Here is a 20,375-nt window from a genome sequence, read left to right on the forward strand (position 1 = left end):
CGTCGCTGACGCCGTGCGCCGCCGTCACCGCGACGGCGGCGCGCTGGCTATGATCGGGCGGGTATCCTCCACGGAGCCCTGCATGGTCGCGATGGTCTTCCGTTCCCCGTTGCCGGCCGGCGTGCGCCGGTTCGCCTTCGCCACCTCGGGTGCGGCAGCCGTGGCGATCGCCGGCGCGCTGCTGGGTGCGGGCGACGCCGGGAGCGGCTGGCTGTGGCTGCACTGGATCGGCAAGCCGCTGGCCACCGCGCTGATCTTCATGCTGGCGTGGCGCGCGCGGTCGGCGCCGTCGCCGCGCTACCGGCGATGGATGCTGGCGGGCATCGCCTGTTCGCTGGCTGGCGACGTGCTGCTGATGCTGCCGGGCGACCTGTTCGTGCCGGGGCTGCTGGCGTTCCTGCTCGCGCATGCATGCTTCATCGCGGCGTTCCTCGGCGACAGCCGTTTCGCCGTGCCGGCGTGGCCGCTCGCGGCCTGTCTGGCCTACGGCGCGGCGAACCTCGCGCTGCTGTGGGGTGCCATCGACGCGCCGCTGCGCGTGCCGGTGGTCGTCTACGTGGCGGTGCTGGCCACGATGGGCGGGCAGGCGGTGGCGCGCGCGCTGGCGTCCGCCCGACGCCACGACGCGCAGGCGCCGGCCGCACGGCTGGCCGCGCGCGGCGCTCTGGTGTTCATGCTGAGCGACAGCCTGCTTGCGTGGGACCGCTTCCGCGGCCCGTTGCCGGGGGCCGGCCTGTGGGTGCTGGCGGCGTATTATCTGGCGCTGTGGTGGATCGCCCGCTCGGTGCAGGGCACACCAGTCGAAGACGAGGCGGCATGAACACGCAGGAACTCATCATCACCTGGGCCACCCCGGTGTTCTTCCTGCTGATCGGCATCGAGCTGCTGGTGGCGAAGCGACGCGGGCGCGACGCCTACGCCAGCAACGACGCGATCAACAGCATCGGGCTGGGCGTGATCTCGCAGCTGGTCGGCGTGTTCGGTAAGCTGCTGACGATCGGCATCTATGCGTGGTGCGTCGAGCACCTGGCGCTATTCGTGCTGCCGCCGGACAACCTGCTGGTGTGGGCCGGCGCGCTGCTGCTGTACGACTTCTGCTACTACTGGCTGCACCGCGCCGGGCACCGGGTGAACATCCTGTGGGCTGCCCACGTGGTGCATCACCAGAGCGAGCGCTACAACCTGTCCACCGCGCTGCGCCAGACCGGCAGCGGCGTGCTGCTGGGCTGGCTGTTCTACCTGCCGCTGGCCGTGCTCGGCGTGCCGCTCAAGGTGTTCGTGGTGGTGGCGCTGATCGACCTGCTGTACCAGTTCTGGGTGCACACCGAGCAGATCGGCCGGCTCGGCTGGTTCGACCGGGTGTTCTGCTCGCCGTCCAACCATCGCGCCCACCACGCGGTGAACGACCGCTATCTCGACCGCAACTACGGCGGCATCCTGATCGTGTGGGACCGCCTGTTCGGCAGCTTCGTCGAGGAGGACGACAACGATCCTCCGGTATACGGCACCCGCTCGCCGCTGCGCAGCTGGAACCCACTGTGGGCGAACGCCGAGGTGTACTGGCATGCCGCGGTGGACGCGTGGCATGCGCGGCGCTGGCGCGACAAGCTGCTGGTATGGCTGAAGCCGCCGGGCTGGCGCCCGGCTGACGTGGCGGCGCGCTACCCGAAGCCGGATTTCGTGATGCCCAACGAGCGCTTCGATCCGCCGCTGTCGCGGGCGCTGAAGCTTTACGTGCTGGCGCAGTTCGCGCTGCTGCTGGGCATGACCACGCAGTTCCTCGGCATGGCCGGCACGGCCGGTCTGCCGGAGTTGCTGCTGTATGCGATCTACCTGGTTGCCGGCCTGTGCGTGCTCGGCGCGCTGATGGAAGGCCGGCGCTGGGCGCCGTGGGCGGAAGGCGTGCGCGTGCTGGCCACCGCCGCGGTGCCGCTGCTCAGCGGGCGCTGGTTCGGCGTGACCCACCTGGACGGCCGCGTCGCGCTGGCGATCGCGGCGGTGTCCGGGCTCAGCGCGGTCGCACTGCCATGGTTGCGCGCGTCGTCGGGCGGCGCGGGCGTGGCCGCTGTTCCCGCTGAATCCGCAGCCGCTTCGCTGCGGTAGGGCGGGCATCGCCCGCCGGCTGTCTGCTCTGGCAAAAGCGGCGCGCGGTGCGCGCCCTGCCGGATTTGCGCGGAACTTCGGCGGTCCGGCGGCAACCGTGCTGCACCGCGCTGGGTGAGCGCGTGCGCATTCGCTATGATCGCCGCTTGTTTGACTCAGGGGCAGGCGATGGGATTCTTCAGCAAGCTGGTGCGCCACAAGACGGTCGAGCAATTGCAGGCGGAGGCCGGCACGCGTGGCGATTTCCGCCGCGTGCTGGGCTTGTGGCAGCTCACCGCGATCGGCATCGGCGGCATCATCGGCGTCGGCATCTTCGTGCTGGCCGGGCAGCAGGCGGCGATGAACGCCGGCCCGGCGGTGGCGCTCAGCTTCCTCATCGCCGGCATCGGCAGCGCCTGCGCCGCGCTGTGCTACGCCGAGTTCGCCGGGCTGATTCCGGTCACCGGCAGTGCCTACACCTATGGCTACGCGGTGCTCGGCGAGTTCGCAGCCTGGATCATCGGCTGGGACCTGCTGCTGGAATACGCGCTGGTGGTCGCGGTGGTGGCGATCGGCTGGTCCGGCTACGTGCAGGTGCTGCTGAACTCCGCCGGCGTGCACCTGCCGGAATGGGCGCAGCAGAGCATGAGCGCGCAGACCATGGAGTACTACCTGCAGCAGGCCTTCGGCGTGCACGGCAGCCACCCGATCGCCGGACCGAGCGACGGCCACCGCTTCAACGTGATCGCCGCCGCGGTGTCGCTGGCGGTCGCGGTACTGCTGACCGTGCGCACCGAGTGGGGCGCGCGCTTCAATACGCTGGTGGTGGCGATCAAGGTGATCGGCGTGCTGCTGGTGGTCGGCGTGGGGGTGTTCTACATCGACACCGCGAACTGGCATCCGTTCGTGCCGCCGCGGATGGTCGACGCCGCCACCGGCATCGGCCACTTCGGCTGGCAGGGCGTGCTGACCGGCGCCAGCGTGGTGTTCTTCGCGGTGTTCGGCTACGACACGCTGACCACCGCGGCGGAGGAATCGAAGCACCCGCAGCGCGACCTGCCGCGCGCGGTGCTGCTGTCGCTGGCGATCGCGATGGTGCTGTACCTCGCGGTATCGCTGGTGCTCACCGGCATCACCCATTACAGCAAGCTGGGCGGCGAGGCCTCGGTGTCGGACGCGTTCGAGTCGATCGGCCTGCACTGGCTCAGCGTCACCATCGCGGCGGCGGCGGTGATCGGCGTGACCAGCGTGCTGTTCGCGTTCATGCTGGGCGCGGCGCGGATCTGGTTCGCGCTGGCCCGCGACGGCCTGCTGCCGGCATGGTTCGCCAGGGTCAGCCCGCGCTTCGGCACGCCGGCGCGACCGACCCTGATCCTGGGCCTGTTCACCGCGCTGGTCGCCGGCTTGCTGCCGATCGGCGAGGTGGCCGAGCTGGTCAACATCGGCACGCTCAGCGCCTTCATCATCATCTGCGCCTCGATCATGCTGCTGCGCGTGCGCCGGCCGGAACTGCAGCGCAACTTCAGGACCCCTGCGGTGTGGTTCACCGCGCCACTGGGCATCGTGTTCTCCGCCGCGCTGATCTACGGCTTGCCGTGGATCACCTACGAGCGCTTCATCGTCTGGATGGCGCTGGGCTGCGTGATCTACTTCGCCTACGGCATCCGCCGCAGCAAGCTGGCGGCGTCGGGCGAAGGCTGAACCTCGCCGGGTCAGGCGCTGACGACCCGGTCGCGGCCGTCGCGTTTGGCCTGGCGCATCGCCTGGTCGGCGCGGGCCAGCAGGGTTTCGAGGACCTCGCCGGCGTGGTCGCATTCGGCCACGCCGATGCTCACCGTCAACGGGCCGTCCGGGCGCAGGATCTCGTGCATCGACTGACGCAGCTGCTCGGCGCGGGCGCCGGCCTGTTGCAGGTCGAGGCCGGGCAGCAGCATCGCGAACTCCTCGCCGCCGATGCGGCCGATCAGGTCGCCCTGGCGCATCTGCCGGCGTATTACCGAGGCCAGCGCGATCAGCGCCGCATCCCCCGCGGCGTGGCCGTAGTTGTCGTTGAGCGACTTGAAGTGGTCGGCGTCCAGGTAAAGCACGCACGCCGGCTGCTGCCGTAGACGGATGTCGCCCAGCGCGAGTCGCGCCAGCTCCAGGAAGCGGTTGCGCACCAGCAGGCCGGTGAGGCCATCGGTGTTGACCTGCTCGCGCAGCTGGCGTTCCAGGCGGAACTGCTCGAACAGGGTGCGCGCCATGAATGCGCGCAGCACCGTCGACAGCGCGATCGCGATCGCCATGTAGACCAGGTACTGGAGGACCTGCATGTTGTCGGTACCGCCGAACAGCAGCATCGGCAGCGGCCCCAGCGCGCACAGCAACATGGCGGCGAGGAAATCCCAGCGACCCAGCCAGATCACCGACGACGCCACCGGCAGCAGCAACCCGGGCAGCACCACGGACCGCCGGTGCACGTCATCCACGCCGTTGAGGTTGATGCCGATCTCCAGCAGCACGACGCACAGCAGGGTCAGCGAGCTGAGCAGGCGCGGCTGCCGCACATACCGGGTCGACGAGGCCACCAGCAGCAGCGGCGGCAGCGGTACGAGACGCAGCCACAGCGGCAACGACGAGTGGTTCACCAGGGTGCTGGCGATGACTGCCACCAGATAGGCAAGCGCGCCCACCAGCATCAAGGCGTGGATCATCGGCCCCATCTGCTGCGCCAGATAGTGGCTGTACTCGCGGCGTTGCTCCGTGTTGCCGGCTTTCCGGAGGTGCTTGAACAGGACGTGCATGCGGGTTCTGCCGGGTGGAGGCCGGGAGGCTCGACTCAAGCAGAGCAAGATGGATGCCAGACTCCGGCCGGCGGCCGAGGTGGGTTCATGCGCGAGCCATGCGCGTGACCTTCGGCAGGGGTGAAGCCCGGCGTTGCCGGTCTAGCATCGACGCCTCGGATTCCTGCCGCGGCAACTGCTGTGGCACGGATTCCCCGAGTCTGTCTGGCCTGGGCGGCCCTCTCGCCGCGGATCCCGGCCTGCCCGGCAGACGCCCATTTCCCTCCCGGAGAACGCATTGAAAGCCACCCGCCTCGCTTCCGCCCTTGCCGCTGCCGCCCTCGGCCTGGCCAGTTTCGCCGCGCTTGCCGATGTCCCTGCGCCGCGGGATGTGCCGTATCAGGGCACCTTGAAGATCAAAGTGGACGCTACCGACGTGGCGCGCCGGATCTTCCGCGTGCACGAGGTGATTCCGGCGCAGCCGGGGCCGTTGACCCTGCTTTATCCGCAGTGGCTGCCCGGCAACCATTCGCCGAACGGCACGATCGACAAGATGGCCGGGCTGATGGTGAAGGCGAACGGCCAGGTGCTGCCGTGGACGCGCGACCCGCTGAACGTCTACGCGTTCCACGTCGACGTGCCGCAGGGTGCCAGTGGGGTGGAGGTCGAGTTCCAGTTCCTGTCGTCGCAGGACCAGCGTCAGGGCCGCGTGGTGATGACGCCGGAGATGCTCAACCTGCAATGGAACTCGGTGACGCTGTATCCGGCTGGCTACTTCGCCCGCCAAATCAATACCGAGGCCAGCGTGAAGCTGCCCGCCGGCTGGCAGGCCGGCACCGCGCTGGAAGTGGCCTCGAAGGACGGCGACACGCTGAACTTCAAGCCGATCAATTACGACGACCTGGTCGATTCACCGATCTATGCCGGCAAGTACTTCAAGCGCATCGACCTGGATCCGGGCGCCAAGGCGCCGGTGCACATGAGCATCGTGGCCGACGACATGAAGTACCTGGAGATCAAGCCGGAGCAGATCAAGCCGTTCCGGGACCTGGTCCAGCAGATGTACAAGATGTACGGCGCGCACCATTACGACCACTACGATTTCCTCGTCTCGCTCAGCGACAAGATGAGCGGCAATGGCCTCGAGCATCATCGCTCCAGCGAGGACGGCACCTCGGCCGACTTCTTCACCGAGTGGAAGAAGAATGCGCTGGCCCGCGATCTGTTCTCGCACGAGTTCAACCATTCCTGGGACGGCAAGTATCGCCGCGGCGCGGATCTCGCCACGCCGAACTTCAACGTGCCGATGAGCGACACCCTGCTGTGGGTCTACGAAGGCCAGACCCAGTTCTGGGGCCAGGTGATGGCCGCGCGTTCGGGCCTGTGGGACGCCGATCAGGCGCATGACATGTGGGCCTTCACCGCTGCCGCCTACGACAGGGGCCGCCCCGGCCTGGCCAGTTTCCGCAACGTGCAGGACACCACCAACGACCCGATCATCGCGCAGCGTCGCCCGTTGCCGTACCGCAACTACCAGGGCAGCGAGGACTACTACTCGGCCGGCCAGATGATCTGGCTCGACGTCGATGGCCAGTTGCGTGAGCTGAGCGGCGGCAAGAAGAGCATCGACGACTTCGGCAGGGCGTTCTTCGGCATGGAGAACGGCAAGTGGGACGTCAACACCTACACCTTCGAGGACGTGGTCAAGACGCTCAACGACATCGCGCCGTACGACTGGGCGAAATACCTGCGTACGCGCCTCGATGGCCATGGCCCGCTGACCGGCGGCATCGAGTCGCACGGCTGGAAGCTGGTCTACACCGACAAGCCGTCCGACGCGGTGAAGGCGATCGAGGCGCGCCGGCACAGCGTCGACCTCACCTACTCGCTGGGCGTTTCCATCGGCAAGGGTGGCAGCATCAGCGACGTGCTGTGGGACGGCCCCGCGTTCAAGGCCGGCCTGTCGCCGAGCATGACGGTGATCGCCGTCAATGGTCGCGACTATGACGCCGACGCGCTCAAGGAGGCGGTGACCGCCTCGGCCAAGGACAGGAACCAGCCGGTCGAGCTGCTGGTGAAGAACTTCGACGAGTACAAGACCATCCGCATCGACTACCACGACGGCCTGAAATACCCGCACCTGGTCCGCGACACCCGCAAGCCCGACACGCTCACCACGCTGCTCAAGGCCCGCTGAAGCCCGCCGCGATCCCTCTCCCGTGCCGGGAGAGGGCCGGGGGTTGGGCGGGCATGCGGAGCGGGGCGCCACCTGCCGCCGCGCCACGCATGCCCCTCGGCGGCAACTCCGCTATACTGCGCTCCCCCGCGGCACCGGCCTTGGCCGGCCTGCCGCGCGGCCTTGCATGCGCCCGTAGCTCAGCTGGATAGAGTACTGCCCTCCGAAGGCAGGGGTCGTGGGTTCGAATCCCGCCGGGCGCACCATTCTCTTTTTGAACGAACCGGCGCAGCCATGACGGATGTGCTGGTGCATCGTGCGTGGAGCGGCGTGCCGCGTGTCACGGCGCGCACCACCTGGTGCGACATCCGCCAGATACGTTGCTGAAGGTTCGACCCGGCATGGGTACAGACCTGCCATTGCCTCGAAGGGATTGGGGGCGCGAAGAAGTCGAGGCGATTGTTGCCGACTATCTGCATATGCTGATGCGGGAGATGGCAGGGCAGAATTACAGCAAGACTGCGCATCGCAACGCCTGCAGCAACGGTTGCACGACCGCCCGGTTCCGGAGCAATCCCATCCGTATCGGCTCTGCGGTTTCCGCAGCGAGCCGCGCCTGTTCGACCTGCGCACCGGTGAAGGGAAATGAGCAACGGGAGAACGCCGACCGGCGCCGCCGTGCCCACTCCTCTCCGCTTGTTCCATGCCTTCTCGCTCAGCTCTTCCTGATCTCGAAATCCTGTTTCGCCACGGATTTGCCGTCCAGCGAGATCTCCACGCGGTACTTGCCTTCGGGCCACAGGTCGGGGTTCTGCACCTTGAACGTGGTGATGGCGGGGCCGTCGGTGGCGATCGACTGACTGATGCTGCTGACCAGCTGGCCCTGGCCTTCCAGGTAGCTCCACTTCGCGTTGAGCGTGGCGCCGCCGGTGCTGCCTTCGGTGGCGACGCTGGCGTAGATGGTCCTGTCGCTGGTGGCGAAACGGTTGCCGGGGCGGGTCACCTTGTATTCGGCGTTCACCGCGCTGCCCAAGGTCAGTTTGGCCACGGTGAGCGGTGCGGGCGGGGGTGTTGCCGGGGCGCTGGGCGCCACATCGCTGGTATGGGTGGTAGTGGCGGCGGCGGGCTGCGCGGCGGTGGCGGCCGGAGCGGGAGCCGGTGCGGGAACGGCGGCGGTGTGGGCCGGGGCGGGTGCACTGGCCGGCGGGGCGACAGGTTCGTTCTTGCCGCAGGCACTCAGCAGCAGGGCGGCAAGGGCAGCGCTCAACAGTGCGGTGTTGCGCATGGGACGTGTCATGGAAACTCCTGGCTCGGTCGCAGACGGATGCCGTCCATGGCGACTGCCGCGGCGCCGTCCGGGCGCGTTGGTCAGGTCACCAAGGCTAGCGCCGTCGATCTGAAGCGAGGATTACCGAGCGGCGTCCAGGGCGATGCGTTTTCACGCGCCGGCGACGGGCGGTGCGGAATGCGGGCGATGGTTGTGCCGCTACTGGCGCACCGTGCGCGGATTGCCGGGCGAGGCCGGCGCGCTGCTGCGGAACGGGTTGATGTCCAGTCCGCCGCGGCGGGTGTAGCGCGCATACACGCTGAGCTGCCGCGGCGCGCAACGCTGCGTCAGGTCGACGAAGATGCGCTCCACGCACTGCTCGTGGAATTCGTTGTGGGTGCGGAACGAAACCAGGTAGCGCAGCAGCCCGGCGTGGTCGATCGGCGCGCCGCGATAGGCGATCTGCACGCTGCCCCAGTCGGGCTGGCCGGTGACCGGGCAGTTCGAGCGCAGCAGGTGCGAGAGCACGGTTTCGGCCACCGGCATCGCGCCGGTGTCGGCCTGCAGGAAATCGGCTTGTGGCGGCCCGTAGTGGTCGATGGCGATGTTCTGGTCATCGAGCAGATGGCCGTCCAAATCGATGACGGGCAGTGCGTCGGCGCGCGCGTCGCGCAACTGCACGCCGACCGCCGCGCCGGCCGCTGCGGAGAGGTCATGGGTCAGGGTGGCGGCCAGCGCGGCGGCATCGGCGATGCGCTCCTGCGCGAAGCCGTTCAAGTACAGCTTGAACGACTTCGACTCGATGATCTGCGGCGACAGCGCCGGCACGCGGAACTCGGCCATCGCCACCTGCGGCTTGCCACGCAGGTCGAGCCATGACAGCTCGTAGGCATTCCAGATGTCCACGCCATGGAACGGCAGCGTGTCGGCGATGCCGATCTCCGCGCGCTTGTCCGCACGCGGGATCGGGAACAGCAGGCTGGGGTCGTAGCGGCCGGCGTAGACGGTGTCCTTGCCGAGCGGAGAGTGTTCGGGGGTGCTCATGGGCCGGCATTTTACCTGCCGCGGGCGACGGTCGGCATGGGGGCTCCGGCACGGCCGCCGCATTGGGCGCAACGGTCGCCGGCACCGACCTGGCATGCACCACCTGGGCCGGTTGCGTCGCGGTACCGTCAGCGGCCGGACCGATGCTGTCGGTGGCGTGACCCTCCACGTCAGGTTTGGCTACTGTGTGTCCATACACAGTACGAAGTCAAAATCTGTGAGCGCATTCACATTTTCTCACGCTATAATCTCTGACAGCGCATAGCCCGCCGTGTGCCGCGGCCTGTCGCGCTGACCAGGGGACTCACGAACAAAGACATGGGCTGCCAGGCTTGCTCGCGCGAGGTTGGCGCAAACCATGCATTTTTCTGAATCAAGCAGGATTTTGGGCAGCTGCGCCTTCTCGGCGCAGGAGGGGAAACGCATGGAAAGTCTGGCCAACGAAGCCACCGTACTGGATGTGGCGTACTGGGTGGCGGCGCTCACCCTGCTCCTTGCCTTCAGCATGTTGGCGGTCATCATTCTTCTGCGAGTGCACGCGCAGAGGCGTGCGCGACGTGAGAAGCGCGCACGTCTGCACTGGGCGCAGGTGTTGCAGCAAGTGCTGGCGGGCAAGGATGTGCCGACGCGCCGCCTCGGACGAGGCGAGGCCACCGGCTTCATCGAGGCGTGGAACGCGGTCCACGAATCGCTGGCCGATCCGGAGTCGCGGCGACTGGTGCCGCTGGGACATCGCGTCGGGCTGGTGGAGGCGTCGCGACACATGCTGCGCGGCAGCTACCACCATCGGGCGATGGCCATCATCGCGCTCGGGCACCTGCGCGACCGGAATGTGTTCGACGAACTGGCCTCGTTCCTCGGCGATCGCAGTCCTATCGTTTCGCTATGCGCGGCGCATGCGCTGGGGCAGGTGGACCCGTCCCGCGGGATGGCGATGTTCGTGCCGATGATCCTGAAACGTGAGGACTGGGCGTCCGGCAGCGTGGCGCGCATCCTGGCCAAGAACGAGGATGGCAGCGCGGCACGCGAGCTCGGCAATGTCGTGCTGCGTGCCAATGACGCCACCATGGGGAAGCTGGTGCGGTTCCTGGCCGACATCGATTCCGAGCGTGCCGCCAGCGTGATCCGGCAATTGCTCGACAACCCTGTCGACGACCACGTCACCTCGGTCTGCCTGCAGCTGGTGAATGACAAGCGGGACCGCGAACGGGTAGCGAACCTCCTCGCCGCATCGCGCTGGCACGTGCGCATGCACGCGGTGGCCGCACTCGGCCGCATCGGCGAAGCGGCCGATGGCGGACGCCTGGAGCCCATGCTGGCCGACAAGGAGTGGTGGGTGCGCTATCGGGCCGCACAGGCGATGCTGGCGCTGCCCGGAATGGATGTCGCTGCGTTGCGTCAGGTGCAGCAGCGGCAACGCGATGCCTATGGCCGCGACATCATCGATCAGGTGCTTTCCGAGTACGAAATGGGGGCGATGGCATGAACGGGTACTGGACGACCTTCGTGGCCCAGCTGCAGCAGGTGCCCTGGGTGCACGCCGCTGCATCGATGCAGTGGATCTTCTTGATCTATTTCCTGGCGATCAATCTGGCCTACCTGATCCTCAACTACATTTCCGCGTACCAGATCGTGCGCTACATGCGCGAGTACCGGGCCAACTATCTGCCGCCGGGCCTGCGCGAGTACCAGCCGCCGGTGAGCATCGTGCTGCCCGCGCGCAACGAGGAGAAGTCGGTTGTGGCCTCGGTGCATTCGCTGCTCAAGACCAACTATCCCGAGTTCGAGATCGTCGTGGTCAACGATGGCTCCAGCGACCGCACCCGGGAGGCGCTGATCGAGGCATTCGGATTCGTGTGGGTGCCCGAGGCCTATCGTGCCCGCCTGCAGACCGAGCAGGTCAGGGGCGTCTACGCCTCGGCGCGATATCCGAACGTTCGCATGGTCGACAAGGTCAACGGCGGCAAGGCCGATGCGATCAATGCCGGCGTCAACTGCGTGCGCTATCCGCTGTTCTGCGTGGTGGATGCCGACTGCATCCTGCAGCCGGAAAGCCTGTCCAGAGTGGTGCGTCCCTTCCTGGAGGACCGGCGCGTGGTGGCCAGCGGCGGCGTGGTGCGTGTGCTCAACGGCTGCAAGGTCACCGATGGCATGCTTTCGAAGGTGGGCCTGCCCGAGCGCTGGTTGCCCGGCTTCCAGGTGATCGAGTACCTGCGTGCGTTCCTGTTCGGGCGCATGGGCTGGTCGCCGATGAATGCGTTGCTGATCATCTCCGGGGCATTCGGCGTGTTCTACAAGGAGCGGGTGATCGCGATTGGCGGCTACCGCGACGACACGGTAGGCGAGGACATGGATCTGGTGGTCCGGATGCACCGCAACCTGCGCGAGGAGAAGCACGACTACCGCATCGTGTTCGTGCCGGACCCGGTGTGCTGGACCGAGGTACCGACGGATCTCGCCTCGCTGCGCAACCAGCGCGTGCGCTGGCAACGCGGCCTGGCCGAAAGCCTCTGGTCCAACATCGGCCTGATGTTCAGCCGTCGCGGCGGCGCGGCGGGCTGGGTGGCGTTTCCATTCATGCTGATTTTCGAGTTCCTTGGCCCGGTGATCGAGGTGGTCGGCTACGTCTCGATGATCGTGCTGGCCCTGGTCGGGCTGGTCTCGCTGAAGGTGTTCCTGGTGTTCCTGGTCGCAGCGGTGGGCATGGGCGTCCTGCTTTCGGTCAACGCGATGCTGTTGGAGGAATTGTCCTTCGGCCTGTACGCACGACCTATGCAGCAACTCCGGCTTTTCGCCATGGCGGTGCTGGAGAACTTCGGCTATCGGCAGCTGAATTCCTGCTGGCGCTTCTACGGCACGCTGACCTGGTTGATCGGGCTGCGCAGGCGGCACCGGTGGGGTCACGTCAATCGTGAAGGTTCGTGGCAACACAGCCCGGCGGAGACTACGGTGATGCCCGCCGAGCAGGTCGCTGAAGGAAGCAGCCATCCATGAAGCGCAGGGGACTGTCTGTGGCCACGCAACGGAATCCGTTCCGCACGTTTCGCCTGCTGCCTTGGCTGCTGCTGGCGTTGGCGGCATGTCCGCCCAGCCTGATGGCGCAGGATGCCGCCTCCGGTGCATTGACGGCGAAGATGCTGCAGGCACGCGAACTCGCCACCGGCGGCCAGCGACGACTGGCCATCGAGCGCTACACCGCCTTGCTGGCCGAGTACCCCGGCAACGGCGACCTGCTGCTGGCGCGCGGGCGCACCTACGCCTGGGACGGGCAGTTCGCTGCCGCCGAAAGCGACCTGCATGCCGTGGTGCAGAAGAGCCCGGGCTATGCCGATGCATGGTCGGCGCTGGGCGATGCCTATCGCTGGAGCGGCCGTCCGCAGCAGGCGGCTGAGGCCTATGCGCACTGGGTGGCACTGGTGCCGGACGATCCGGCGGCGCGCCTCGCGCGGGGCCGCGCCCTGCGCGACGCCGGGCAACCTGCGGCCGCCCGCGCCGATTTCGATGCGGCGGCGGCACGAGGGGCGAATGCCGACGAGGTCGACGATCTGCGGCAAAGCCTGTTGCCGCGCGCGATCCATTCCGGCAATGGCTATCGCTGGGGCGTCAGCGCCGACTGGGACCACACCGGTTTCAGCGGCGATCGGCAGGACTGGAACGATGTCGACCTGTCACTGCGCCGCTATTTCAACCGCGGCTCGCTTGCCTTGGAATTGCTGCGTGCCGACCATTTCGGCACCAGCGACACGGCCTGGGCGTTGGACGGCTATGCGCCGCTGTGGTCGCGCGCCTACGCCAATTTGCGCTACCAGCAGGGTCCTTCGAACGGCATTCTGCCGGAGCAGGCATGGCGCATGGAGGTGTTCCAGGGCGTGGGCCGCGGCTGGGAGCTGTCGGCCAGCGTCGACCATCTGCACTTCTCCGGCAATACTGATTTCTACGGCATCGGCGTCGGCCGTTACGTCGGCAACTGGTACGCGCGCTACAAGCTGCAGTACGTGCCGGGCGTGGGCTCCGGCAGCTGGAGCAACCGTTTCCTGCTGCGCGACTACTACCGGGGCGATGCCGACGATTACCTGGAGCTGAGCATCAGCAATGGCCGCAGCACCGACATGGACCGCTTCGGCACCGTAGTGCGCAACAGCAATGCTGCGATCGGCATCGCCTGGGCACACTACTTTGCGCGGCAGTGGGGCTTCAAGCTCGGTGCGGGCTATGCCGGTGACGATGACGGCTACGACGAGCGACGGCTCTGGCTGACGGTGTACTCGCGGTGGTGAGCGGGTCGCGCTGATGACCGTCCGGCATCGTGACGGGGCCTGGTCACGCTACTCCGCCGCGTTTCCGGTCTTGTTGGCTGCGCAGTTTGCGCTGGTGGCCGGTGCGATGATCCACGGCTTCGCCGATGTCGCCTTGAGCGGCGGCCAGAAGACGGCCGTCGCGCTGGTCGCCATCGTGCAGGCGTTGCTGGTGCTGCTGCGCGCGTCGCCGATCCTGCTGCTGCTGTCGATGCCGTTGCTGGCCCTGAGGCGGTCCACGCCGCGCGTCGTGTCGCTGGCGGCGCTATGGTCAGTGTTCATCCTGGCCGAGGCCGTGCTCGACCAGTACTTCCAGGTGGCGCATGTGCCGCTGGGAGCCGACCTGTTCGGCTACAGCGTCGCGGAAATCCGCACCATCCTGTCCGGCAACTCGCCACTCGATCCGCGCAGTCTGCTGCAATTGAGCCTGCCGCTGCTGGTGCTGTGGGGCGGCCTGTACTGGCGGATGCGCCGCCGCAACGGATTCGGCACCTCCTTGTGGACCACGTTGCTGCTGGGCGCGGGCCTGTTGGCGTGGCTGGTGCCGTTGCCCACCGGTGCCGGCATGTTGAAGGACGCTGCGGCATGGGATCTGGCCTGCGACAAGCTGGCATGGTTCAGCGCCGATGTCTGGCGCTGGTCGCGGGGCAGCGCCGTGGTCGTGCAGGCGGCGGCCCATGCGACTTCGGTCGCCGACCCGGGCGAGCTGCCGCTGAATCCGCAGTTTCCATTCCTGCGCACGGAACGGACGCCGGACACGCTCGGCCCGTACTTCTCGCCCACCCCCGCCAATCGCCCGCCCAACATGGTGGTGATCGTCGTCGAAGGGCTGGGGCGCTCGTTCTCCGGTCCACAGGCGCCGCTGGGCAGCTTCACGCCGTTCCTCGACGAACTGGCCGCGCGCAGCCTGTACTTCGACAACTTCCTGTCCAACCAGGGCCGCACCTTCGGCGTGCTGCCCAGCCTGTTCGGTTCGGTGCCTTTTGCCGGGGAGGGATTCACCTCGCTGGGTGAACGCATGCCGCCGCACCCGGGACTGTTCAGCGTGCTGGGGCAGCAGGGTTACCACACTGCGTTCTACAACGGCACCGACACCGCCTTCGACAACGAGCGCGGCTACCTGGAGCTGCAGCAGGTGCAGCATCTGGTGGACAGGAGGAACTTTGGCCCGGGCTATCAGCTGAATCCCTTCAGCGAATGGGGCTACCCGGACAAGGAACTGGTGTCGCGCGTGCTGGCTGACAGCGCGGATATGCAGACTCCGTTCGTGCTGGCGATGCAGACGATCTCCATGCACACCAGTTACCGGTTCCCCGGGCAGGACGCATACCTTGCGCGTTTCGAGCAACGTCTTCGCGAGCTGCGCATTCCCGCCGCGCAACTGTCGGCCTATCGGGCCAACGCCGACATCTACAGCACCATCCTCTACACCGACGACCAGCTGCGCCGCTATTTCGACGCGGTGGCGAAGATGCCGTGGTATGCCAACACCATTTTCGTGATCACCGGCGACCATCGCCTGCCGGAGATTCCGATGGGCGAATATGTCGATCGCTATCACGTGCCGCTCATCGTCTTCTCGCCGCTGCTCAAGCAGCCTGGGCGCATCCGCGCGGTGTCCTCGCAACTGGACGTCACGCCGTCGCTGGTGGCGCTGCTGTCCCATACCTACGGCCTGGAGCAGCCGGCGCGGACGCCCTGGCTGGGCACCGGCCTGGACATGGCCGACCGCTTTCGCAACATCCACCAGTTCCCGTTGCAACAGACCAAGACCAGCGCGCCGGAGTACCTGGCCGGGCGCTGGTGGCTGCGTGGCGGGCAACTGTACGCGCTGCTGGACGGCATGCATCTGACCGCCGCCGCCGATGCGTCCGCGCGCGACTGGGTGGCCCGCCGGCTGCACCGCTACGAGCAGGCCAATGCGATCTTCATGCAGAAGCTGGCGCTGACTCCGGACGGCGCCGCACCAGAACTGGTGGCTTACCAGGCTGCCGTTCAGAAGCCGGAGCCGATCGATGGCGCTCCGGTTGTGCGCGGGTTGTCGACGGAATCGGTCGAGGTGACGGTTGCCAGCCGCGGCGTGCAGCTGACGGCTACCTTCAGCAACCGCGATGCGCAACCAAGTCGCGCGTTCGTGCCGCTGGCTGTGCTGACCGCCGGGGATGGTCGCGAACTGCTGGAATTCTCCGGCCGCGCCTTGCAGCTTCCGGCGAACGGACACCAGCAGGTACAGCTGATCCTGCAGCGTCCCGATGCCTGCAGCAGTCGCTGCTACCTGTCGCTGTTCCCGTCCGATCCGCAGACCGGCAAGGTCGTCGGACAAGGGCGCTACCACGTGCCGGTGGATACGGACACCACGGCCGGAAACACGCCATGACACGCCTGTTCCACCTGTGCCTGCTGCTTCTGCTATGCACATTGCCGATCAGCGCGATGGGCCAGGCCAGTCGCGCCGTATGGACCTGGGAAGCCGAGTCCAGCGCCATGGTCAAGGATCCGGCCGTCGCGCAGGAAGCCACGGCCTACTTGCAGTCGCAGCGCATCGACACGGTGTACCTCTATGCCGATGCATACCAGGGCCACAACCTGATCGTCGAGCAGCCGCAGTTGTATCGCGCCTTCATCGAGCGGCTGCATCGGCGGCACATGAAGGTGTATGCGCTGCTGGGTTCGGCCTACCTGCATACCGAAAATTACGTGCTGCCCGCCTACCGCGAGCAGGCCGAGGACATGTTCCGACGGGTGGTCCGGTACAACGCCGCCGCGCCGGCGACGGCACGCTTCGACGGCGTCAATCTGGACATCGAACCGCACATCCTCGACGAATGGAACGACCACACCCGCGAGCGCCTGCTCGCTGGTTTCCTGGACATGGGCGACGCGCTGATGAAGATCAAGCGCGAGCATCACGCCACCCTGGCCGTGGGGCCTGCGATCCCGTTCTGGCTGGACGGCATCGAGCTGGAATGGAAGGGCGTCCGGCGCCCGGCGAGCGAGCACGTCATCGACCTGTTCGATTACGTCGCCCTGATGGACTACCGCCACAAGGCCGAAGGCAGCGACAGCATCCTCTCGCTCGCCGCCAGCGAGATCGCCTACGCCGACCGTGTCGGCAAGAAGGTAGTGATCGGTCTTGAGGTATCGCCCAACGAACTGGAGAAGGTCACTTTCGACCAGGCGGGGCCGAAAGTGTTCGAGCAGGCATTGAGCGCCGTGGAGCGGGCATTGCGCGACGATCCGTCGTTCGCCGGCTTTGCCATCCATCATTACCGCACGTACCGCAACTGGATCGAGCGGCATCGGGACTGATGCGCGGTCAGCACCTGCTCCCCTCCGCGGGTGGCGCGGAGTCGGGTTGGAGCGAGTCGCGCATTCCGCGAGCCGGCGTCAACGATTCACGTGCGCCATGCTCTCCGCCGCATAGCGCTCGCCGGCGGCAGCGTCCGGCGGGAACACCGCGTCGATGGCCGCGAGCTCGGCGGCGCTCAGCCGCACGTCCAGCGCGCCGAGGTTCTCGTCCAGTCGGCTGCGCTGCCGGGTGCCGGGGATCGCCAGCACGTCCTCGCCCTGCGCCAGCACCCAGGCCAGCGCCAGCTGCGCTGGTGAGCAGCCCTTGTCGGCGGCGAGCGCCTTCACCTGGTCCACCAGCGCCAGGTTGCGCGCGAAGTTCTCGCCCTGGAAGCGCGGGCTGCTGCGACGGTAGTCGTCGGCCTCGAAGTCGTCGGGCGAGCGGATTGCGCCGGTGAGGAAACCGCGGCCCAGCGGCGAGTAGGCGACCAGGCTGACGCCCAGCCGGCGGCAGGCGGCGAGCATGCCGTTGTCCTCGGGATCGCGCGTCCACAGCGAGAACTCACTCTGCAGCGCGGCGATGGGATGCACCTTGCTGGCCCGTTCCAGCGTGGCGGCCGAGGCTTCGGACAGGCCGAGGTAGCGCACCTTGCCGGCCTGCACCAGTTCCGCCATCGCGCCCACGGTTTCCTCGATCGGCACGCCCGGGTCTACGCGGTGCTGGTAGTACAGGTCGATGGTCTCGATGCCGAGCCGCTTCAGGCTGCCCTCGCAGGCGGCATGCACGTACTCGGGGCGGCCGTTGACGCCGCGCGCGGTCGGGTTGGCCGGGTCGCGCATGATGCCGAACTTGGTGGCGACGAAGGCCAGCTCGCGGCGGCCCTTGATCGCCTTGCCCACCAGTTGCTCGTTGGTGTGGGGGCCGTACATGTCGGCGGTGTCGAGCAGGGTCACGCCGCGGTCCAGCGCGTGGTGGATGGTGGCGATGGATTCGGCGTCGTCGTGCCGGCCGTAGAAATCGCTCATGCCCATGCAGCCGAGGCCGAGGGCGGAGACCTGGGGACCCTGCTTTCCGTCAGGATGTTTGCCGAGCGTGCGGGTTTGCATGGGGTGTGCTCCGGGGTGGCGGGGGAAGGTGGCGCCATGCTGCGCCCTGGCCGTTGCGGGATAAATACCCAATAATCGCCATCACCATTCCATCAGACACAACAATCCATGGATCGCCTGGACACCATGCGGCTGTACGCGCGGATCGTCGAGCTGGGCAGCTTCACCGCCGCCGCCAACGACCTCGGCCTGCCCCGCGCCACCGTGACGAACGCGATCAAGGCGCTGGAGGCGCGGCTGGGCACACAGCTGCTGCAGCGGACCACGCGCAGCCAGCGCATCACCCGCGACGGCCAGACCTGGTATGCGCATTGCGTGCGCCTGCTGGCCGACCTCGACGAGGTGGAGGCCGATTTCCGCGAGGCTGCGCTGAAGCCGCAGGGCCGCCTGCGTATCGACCTGCCGGCCACGCTGGCGCGGCAACTGGTGATCCCCGTGCTGCCCGAGTTCTGCGCGCGCTTCCCGCAGATCGAGCTGGACATCGGCACCAGCGACCGCTTCGTGGACCTGCTGCGCGAAGGCGTGGACTGCGTGCTGCGCGTGGGCGAGCTGCCGGACTCGGGCCTGGTGGGGCGGCGCGTGGCCACGCTGGCGCAGGTCACCGTGGCCAGCGCGGCCTACCTGCGTCGCCACGGCCAGCCCGCCACGCTGGCCGACCTGCAGCAGGGCCATCAGGCGGTGAACTGGGCCTCGCCCACCACGCGCCGGCCCGAGCCCGCGCTGGAGTTCGTGGTGAACCGCCGTCGCCGCGCCGTAAGCCTGCCGGCCCGCGTCACCGTCAGCGGCGTGGACGCCTACCTCGCCTGCTGCGAGGCGGGGCTGGGCATCGCGCAGTTCCCCCGTTACCGCATCGCCGACGCGCTGGCCAAGGGCACCTTGCGCCAGATCCTGCCCGCGCTGCCGCCGCCCTCGCTGCCGGTGCACGTGCTGTACGCATCGCAGCGGCAGATGCCGGCGCGGCTGCGCGTGTTCGTGGACTGGCTGGTGGAGCTGATGGGGCGGCAGGGCTGACGGCGAAGGCCGCTTTCCCCCGGGCGCACCAGGGCGGGCGATCGGCAGGCGCCCGGCGCCGGCGTCAGTCGCCGGCCGGCAGCGACGGCACCTGGGTCGGCATGCCGTTGGAATCCAGCGCCACCATTACGAAGCGTCCGCTGGTGCACACGCGGCGGTCGCCGCTGAGCGGGTCCTCGGCGGTCATCTCCACCTCCACGTGCATGGAGCTGCGGCCCACCTCCACGATGCGCGCCACCAGCTCGACCAGCTGGCCCTTGCGTACCGGAACACGGAAGCTGACCTCCTCCGAGCGCGCGGTGACCACGATGCGGCGGGCGTGGCGCGAGGCCACGATGAAGGCGGCCTTGTCCATCCACGCCAGCGCCTGGCCACCGAACAAGGTGCCGAGGTGGTTGGTGTGGTCGGGAAAGACCATTTCCAGCAGGGTGGCTTCGGGCAGGCTCATGCCGCGCATTCTAGCCGGTCTGCCGGCAGCCTCAGGACGCGCGCGGCGGCCCGGGGCGTGGCGCGCTGGTGCCGAGGGTCTCGCTGGTCAGCGGGGCGCCGGCGGTGATCAGGGCGCCACGCTGCTCGGCCAGCGGCAGGCGCAGCATGCAATCCTCGAAGCCGGCCAGTTTCCGGAATACCGGCAGCGCCTGCACCTTCGCCACCAGCTCCGCCGTCAGCGGCCAGCGTTCGGCGTCGATCGCGTAACGCACGAACGAGGCAGTACGGAAGAAGCTGGCGATGCTGATGTCGGCGATCGACAGCGCGCCGAACACGAAGCCGTCGTCCGGCAGCTGCGTTTCCAGGTAGTCGAGCGCGGCGGGGATCTCCACCTCGCGCGCGTGCTGCACCACCGCCTCGTTGGGCGCCTCGCCGAAGATGTGGCGCTTGATCGCCAGCTGATTGAACAGCCGCCAGACCAGCCCGTCGGCCAGCCGGGTGTCGGCGTACTCCTCCAGCCAGCGGGCGCGCGCGCGGTCGGCGATGTCGCGCGGATAGAGCGAGGGCGTGGGCTGCCGGTCCTCCAGGTACTGGCAGATAACCGAGGAGTCGTTGAGCTCCAGCCCGCCGTCGATCAGCACCGGGATGCGGCGCAGCGGGCTGAGCCGGGTGAATTCGTCGTTGCCTACGAACGGCGCGATCGGGTCGATCTCGTATTCCAGCCCCTTCAGCTCCAGGCACACCAGCACCTTGCGCACGTAGGGCGAGATGTAGTTGCCGATGACTCTGAGGCGCTGCGGCATGACGCGACTCCGGGAACACGGATGGCGCAGGGTGCGATGGCCGGCGCCTGCCCGTCAAGCGCAGGGCGGGGCCGTCCATGCGGTGATGCGCTGGCGGTGCGGGTGGCTCAA

Annotated in this window: 16 protein-coding genes and 1 tRNA gene; 11 read left to right on the forward strand and 6 right to left on the reverse strand. The window is 67.9% G+C overall.

Annotated elements, in window-relative coordinates; genetic code table 11:
• Positions 1–49 precede the first annotated feature (49 nt).
• The 3 genes from DEO45_RS10020 (at position 50) to DEO45_RS10030 (ending at position 3,783) form a co-directional block, all read left to right on the forward strand.
• Entirely contained in the window at positions 50–820 is a 771-nt protein-coding gene (locus DEO45_RS10020; protein WP_114343804.1) for a lysoplasmalogenase, read from the forward strand.
• Positions 817–2,103, forward strand: a complete 1,287-nt coding sequence (locus DEO45_RS10025; RefSeq protein ID WP_114343083.1) for a sterol desaturase family protein — start codon at positions 817–819, stop codon at positions 2,101–2,103. Before DEO45_RS10020 ends, DEO45_RS10025 begins: the two co-directional genes overlap by 4 nt.
• A gap of 168 nt (positions 2,104–2,271) precedes the next feature.
• Positions 2,272–3,783: an amino acid permease gene (locus DEO45_RS10030; protein ID WP_114343086.1), complete on the forward strand. Its 1,512-nt coding sequence runs from the start codon at positions 2,272–2,274 to the stop codon at positions 3,781–3,783.
• Between the two features lie 11 nt (positions 3,784–3,794).
• Here DEO45_RS10030 and DEO45_RS10035 read toward each other — a convergent pair whose 3' ends face one another.
• The gene (locus DEO45_RS10035; RefSeq protein WP_114343088.1) at positions 3,795–4,865 is read right to left on the reverse strand and encodes a GGDEF domain-containing protein; all 1,071 of its coding nucleotides are present in this window, start codon (positions 4,863–4,865) and stop codon (positions 3,795–3,797) included.
• Between the two features lie 277 nt (positions 4,866–5,142).
• Between DEO45_RS10035 and DEO45_RS10040 the strand changes: the two genes are divergently transcribed.
• Together DEO45_RS10040 and DEO45_RS10045 are read left to right on the forward strand one after the other, a co-directional pair.
• The gene (locus DEO45_RS10040) at positions 5,143–7,041 is read left to right on the forward strand and encodes a M61 family metallopeptidase (RefSeq protein ID WP_114343091.1); all 1,899 of its coding nucleotides are present in this window, start codon (positions 5,143–5,145) and stop codon (positions 7,039–7,041) included.
• A gap of 168 nt (positions 7,042–7,209) precedes the next feature.
• Positions 7,210–7,286 (forward strand) — tRNA-Arg (locus tag DEO45_RS10045).
• A gap of 449 nt (positions 7,287–7,735) precedes the next feature.
• Here the strand turns inward: DEO45_RS10045 and DEO45_RS10050 are convergent.
• Together DEO45_RS10050 and queF are read right to left on the reverse strand one after the other, a co-directional pair.
• The gene (locus DEO45_RS10050) at positions 7,736–8,317 is read right to left on the reverse strand and encodes a hypothetical protein (RefSeq protein WP_114343093.1); all 582 of its coding nucleotides are present in this window, start codon (positions 8,315–8,317) and stop codon (positions 7,736–7,738) included.
• Between the two features lie 189 nt (positions 8,318–8,506).
• Complete coding sequence (gene queF, locus DEO45_RS10055) at positions 8,507–9,331, reverse strand: NADPH-dependent 7-cyano-7-deazaguanine reductase QueF (RefSeq protein ID WP_114343096.1); 825 nt, start codon at positions 9,329–9,331, stop codon at positions 8,507–8,509.
• A gap of 424 nt (positions 9,332–9,755) precedes the next feature.
• On the opposite strand from queF, the gene DEO45_RS10060 reads away from it, so the two are divergent.
• Genes DEO45_RS10060 through DEO45_RS10080 form a run of 5 tightly spaced genes read left to right on the forward strand, consistent with a single transcriptional unit; the run spans position 9,756 to position 16,935 of the window.
• Positions 9,756–10,817: a HEAT repeat domain-containing protein gene (locus tag DEO45_RS10060; protein WP_189339723.1), complete on the forward strand. Its 1,062-nt coding sequence runs from the start codon at positions 9,756–9,758 to the stop codon at positions 10,815–10,817.
• Positions 10,814–12,325, forward strand: coding sequence for a glycosyltransferase family 2 protein (locus DEO45_RS10065; RefSeq protein WP_223250845.1), 1,512 nt, complete (start codon positions 10,814–10,816; stop codon positions 12,323–12,325). Before DEO45_RS10060 ends, DEO45_RS10065 begins: the two co-directional genes overlap by 4 nt.
• Positions 12,322–13,608, forward strand: coding sequence for a YaiO family outer membrane beta-barrel protein (locus tag DEO45_RS10070; protein ID WP_114343100.1), 1,287 nt, complete (start codon positions 12,322–12,324; stop codon positions 13,606–13,608). Before DEO45_RS10065 ends, DEO45_RS10070 begins: the two co-directional genes overlap by 4 nt.
• Before the next feature lie 13 nt (positions 13,609–13,621).
• A complete protein-coding gene (locus DEO45_RS10075; protein ID WP_114343103.1) occupies positions 13,622–16,003 on the forward strand; it encodes an LTA synthase family protein in 2,382 nt (793 codons plus the stop codon).
• A complete protein-coding gene (locus DEO45_RS10080) occupies positions 16,000–16,935 on the forward strand; it encodes a hypothetical protein (protein WP_114343105.1) in 936 nt (311 codons plus the stop codon). Before DEO45_RS10075 ends, DEO45_RS10080 begins: the two co-directional genes overlap by 4 nt.
• Positions 16,936–17,013: 78 nt before the next feature.
• Here DEO45_RS10080 and DEO45_RS10085 read toward each other — a convergent pair whose 3' ends face one another.
• Positions 17,014–18,021 carry an aldo/keto reductase gene (locus DEO45_RS10085; protein WP_114343108.1) on the reverse strand — a complete coding sequence of 336 codons (1,008 nt, stop codon included), beginning with the start codon at positions 18,019–18,021 and terminating at the stop codon, positions 17,014–17,016.
• A gap of 108 nt (positions 18,022–18,129) precedes the next feature.
• On the opposite strand from DEO45_RS10085, the gene DEO45_RS10090 reads away from it, so the two are divergent.
• Positions 18,130–19,032 carry a LysR family transcriptional regulator gene (locus DEO45_RS10090; protein WP_114343110.1) on the forward strand — a complete coding sequence of 301 codons (903 nt, stop codon included), beginning with the start codon at positions 18,130–18,132 and terminating at the stop codon, positions 19,030–19,032.
• Positions 19,033–19,096: 64 nt separating this feature from the next.
• Here DEO45_RS10090 and DEO45_RS10095 read toward each other — a convergent pair whose 3' ends face one another.
• Together DEO45_RS10095 and DEO45_RS10100 are read right to left on the reverse strand one after the other, a co-directional pair.
• Positions 19,097–19,480 carry an acyl-CoA thioesterase gene (locus DEO45_RS10095; protein WP_223250846.1) on the reverse strand — a complete coding sequence of 128 codons (384 nt, stop codon included), beginning with the start codon at positions 19,478–19,480 and terminating at the stop codon, positions 19,097–19,099.
• Between the two features lie 31 nt (positions 19,481–19,511).
• Entirely contained in the window at positions 19,512–20,264 is a 753-nt protein-coding gene (locus DEO45_RS10100) for a glutathione S-transferase family protein (protein WP_114343116.1), read from the reverse strand.
• Positions 20,265–20,375: the final 111 nt, after the last annotated feature.

It is taken from the genome of Rhodanobacter denitrificans (assembly GCF_003335105.1).
GTDB lineage: Bacteria > Pseudomonadota > Gammaproteobacteria > Xanthomonadales > Rhodanobacteraceae > Rhodanobacter > Rhodanobacter denitrificans_A.